The 4,082-nt window shown below is 58.7% G+C and carries 2 protein-coding genes; both read left to right on the plus strand.

Annotated features, from left to right (window positions below; translation table 11 throughout):
* Positions 1–121 precede the first annotated feature (121 nt).
* Entirely contained in the window at positions 122–3,850 is a 3,729-nt protein-coding gene (locus KSF73_17205; protein ID MBV1777462.1) for a nitrate reductase subunit alpha, read from the plus strand.
* Positions 3,847–4,082 (plus strand): nitrate reductase subunit beta (gene narH / locus KSF73_17210; protein MBV1777463.1); only part of this gene is annotated, 236 nt, incomplete at its 3' end. The genes KSF73_17205 and narH, both read left to right, overlap by 4 nt.

Here is a 4,082-nt window from a genome sequence, read left to right on the forward strand (position 1 = left end):
CCTAAAGAACTACGCCGCCTGCATCATCTTTCCCCCTCCTTTGGTCAATGGTCGCCCGTTGTCGCCTCGCGCACACTGCGGATCAGACGGGGCGCGTTTGCGCCTGCCATGGAGATACAAGATGAGTCATTTTCTCGACCGGTTGAAGTTCCTCTCGCGCGTCAAATCCACATTCGCCGATGGTCATGGCGCTGTTGTCGATGAAGACCGCAAGTGGGAGAACGGCTACCGCAGCCGCTGGTCCCACGACAAGATTGTTCGTTCCACGCACGGCGTGAACTGTACCGGCTCGTGCAGCTGGAAGGTGTATGTCAAAAACGGCCTGATCACCTGGGAAACCCAGCAGACCGACTATCCGCGCACCCGCCCGGATCTGCCTAATCATGAGCCACGCGGCTGTCCGCGCGGAGCATCCTATAGCTGGTATGTGTACTCTGCCCAGCGCGTGAAATACCCGATGATGCGCGGCCGCCTGATGGCCATGTGGCGCGAGGCCCGCAAAACGCTCGATCCGATTGCCGCCTGGACATCCATCGTCGAAGATCCGGTCAAAGCCAAAGCCTACAAGAGCGTGCGTGGTCAGGGCGGCTTTGTACGTGCCGACTGGGATACCGCCACGGAAATGATCGCGGCGGCGAATGCCTATACCGTGAAAAAATACGGCCCGGATCGCGTGATCGGCTTCTCGCCCATTCCGGCGATGTCGATGGTGAGCTATGCCGCTGGCGCCCGTTATCTGAGCCTGATTGGTGGCGCCTGCCTGAGCTTTTACGACTGGTACTGCGATTTGCCGCCCGCCAGCCCGCAAATCTGGGGTGAACAGACCGATGTACCCGAGTCCGCCGACTGGTACAACTCCACCTATCTGATGGTGTGGGGGTCGAACGTGCCGATGACACGTACGCCGGATGCCCACTTCTATACCGAAGTCCGCTACAAGGGCACCAAGACGGTCGCCGTCTCATCCGACTTCGGCGAAATGGTGAAATTCGGCGATATCTGGCTGGCCCCGAAACAAGGCACAGATGCCGCACTGGCACTGGCGATGGGCCATGTGGTGCTGAGCGAATTCCACCGCGACCATCCATCCGACTATTTCACGTCCTACGTGAAGCAATACACCGACATGCCGATGCTGGTGACCCTGAAGCAGCAAAATGGCTGCTGGGTGCCGGACCATTTCCTGCGCGCATCGCACCTGCCGGGCAATCTCTACGAATCCAACAATCCCGACTGGAAAACCGTCGCCATTGATGCCAGCACAGGCGATATGGTTACGCCGAATGGCTCGGTGGGCTTCCGCTGGGGTGAGGATAAAGCCAACACCGGCAAGGTTGGACGCTGGAATCTGGAACAGAAAGATGGCGGCAGCGGACGTGAAATCGATCCGGTGCTGACACTGAAGGATCGCGCCGATGAAGTCGTGGGCGTGGGCTTTAGCTATTTCGGGGCCGAGCACGATGAATTGCTGGTCCGAAACGTCCCCGTAAAGGTTGTCACGCTTGCCGATGGCAGCACCGCGCGCGTCGCGACGGTACATGATCTGCAACTGGCCAACTATGGCGTGGATCAGGGTCTGGGCGGCGGCAATGTCGCCACCTCGTACGACGATGATGTGCCCTACACCCCGGCCTGGCAGGAAAAACATACCGGCGTGAAGCGCGATCTGGTGATTCAGGTGGCGCGTGAATTTGCCCAGAACGCACATGACACCCACGGCAAGAGCATGGTGATTGTGGGTGCGGCACTGAACCACTGGTATCACATGGATATGACCTATCGCGGCATCATCAATCTGCTGATGATGTGCGGCTGCGTGGGTCAAAGCGGTGGCGGCTGGGCGCATTATGTGGGTCAGGAAAAGCTGCGCCCGCAATTCGGTTGGGCGCCTCTGGCCTTCGCGCTCGACTGGGTGCGCCCACCCCGCCAGATGAATGGCACCAGCTTCTTCTATGCCCACACCAGCCAATGGCGTCATGAGAAGCTGCATGTCGAGGAAATTCTCGCACCGACAGCCGATGCATCCAAACTCGGCAAGCTATCGATGATCGATTACAACGCCAAGTCCGAACGCATGGGCTGGCTACCCTCAGCGCCACAGCTGGAAACCAATCCGCTGGATATCTGCGATGCAGCCGCCGCTGCGGGCATGGACGTACCGGCCTACCTGACGCAACAGCTGAAGTCCGGCGACATCCGCATGAGCTGCGAAGATCCGGATAATCCCAAGAATTTCCCGCGCAATATGTTTGTATGGCGCTCCAATATTCTGGGCTCCAGCGGCAAGGGGCACGAGTATTTCCTCAAGTATCTGCTGGGTACGCAAAACGCCTTGTTTGACGATCCGGGCGAAGCCATCCGCCCGAGCGAAGTAACGTATCGAGAGGAAGCTGCCGAAGGCAAGCTGGACCTGCTCACCGTGCTGGATTTCCGCATGAGCACCACCTGTCTGTATGGCGATATCGTCTTGCCGACTGCCACTTGGTACGAAAAAGACGACCTGAATACGTCCGATATGCACCCCTTCATTCACCCGCTGAGTGAAGCCGTGCAACCGCTGTGGGAAAGCAAGAGCGACTGGGAAATCTACAAGCTGATTGCCAAGCGATTCAGCGAAATTGGTGGCCCGGCACTGGGTACCCGCAAGGATGTGGTGCTGCAACCGTTGATGCACGATACCCCGGGTGAACTTGGTCAGCCGCTGGAACCGAAGGACTGGAAGCACGGGGAGTGTGACCTGATTCCGGGCAAGACCGCGCCGAACATGATGGTGGTAGAACGCAATTACGCTGACGTCTACAAGAAATTCACCTCCATCGGCCCGCTGCTCGACAAGCTGGGCAACGGCGGCAAGGGCATCAACTGGGACACCAAGCACGAAGTGCATGAGATCGCGGGTCTGACCAAAACGGTAAGCGAGCCGGGTGTAAGTCAGGGTCGGCCGAAACTGGAAACCGCCATCGATGCCGCCGAAATGATTCTGACGTTTGCGCCGGAAACCAATGGCCACGTCTCGGTCAAGGCATGGGAGGCGCTCTCCAAGATCACCGGCCGCGATCATACGCATCTGGCGATTGGCCGCGAGCACGACAAGATCCGCTTCCGCGATGTGCAGGCCCAGCCGCGCAAGATCATTTCTGCGCCGACCTGGAGTGGTCTGGAAAGCGAAGAAGTCAGCTACAACGCCGGTTATACCAATGTGCACGAGCTGATCCCCTGGCGCACGCTCACCGGCCGCCAGCAGTTCTATCAGGATCACCGCTGGATGCTGGATTTCGGTGAAGGCTTCTGCGTGTACAAGCCGGCCATCGACACCAAAACGATCAAGCCGATGCTGGGCAAAGTGGGTAATGGCAATCACGAGCTGGTGCTGAACTGGATTACGCCGCACCAGAAGTGGGGCATCCACAGTACCTACTCCGACAACCTGCGCATGCTGACACTCAGCCGTGGCGGGCCGCACGTGTGGATTTCCGAAGCCGAAGCCAAACAGGCGGGCATCGTGGACAACGACTGGGTCGAAGTGTTCAACAGCAACGGCACGCTCACCGCGCGCGTGGTGGTCAGCCAGCGCGTGCCCAAGGGCATGTGCCTGATGTACCACGCACAGGAAAAGATCGTGAATGTGCCAGGCGCGGAAACCAGCGGCAAACGCGGCGGCATCCATAACTCGGTCACCCGCACGGTACTGAAACCCACGCACATGATCGGCGGCTATGCCCAGCAGGCTTATGGTTTCAACTACTACGGCACCGTCGGCTCGAACCGGGACGAATTCGTGATCCTGCGCAAGATGAAGCAGGTGGACTGGCTGGAAGGGCCGCGCGTTGAAGAAGGAGCAGCAAAATGAAAATCCGCGCACAAGTAGCCATGGTGCTGAATCTCGACAAGTGTATTGGCTGCCACACCTGTTCGGTCACCTGTAAAAACGTCTGGACCAGTCGCGATGGCGTCGAATACGCCTGGTTCAACAATGTGGAAACCAAGCCGGGTATCGGCTACCCCAAGCAATGGGAAAATCAGGAAAAATGGCAAGGCGGCTGGGTTCGCAAGGACGATGGCAAGCTGGAGCCACGTCAGGG

Source organism: Burkholderiaceae bacterium DAT-1, from assembly GCA_019084025.1.
Lineage (GTDB): Bacteria > Pseudomonadota > Gammaproteobacteria > Burkholderiales > Chitinimonadaceae > DAT-1.

Bases quoted from the DNA above. Each gene is read 5' to 3' on its own strand.
- KSF73_17205 (MBV1777462.1), top strand. From the start codon at position 122: ATGAGTCATTTTCTCGACCGGTTGAAGTTCCTCTCGCGCGTCAAATCC.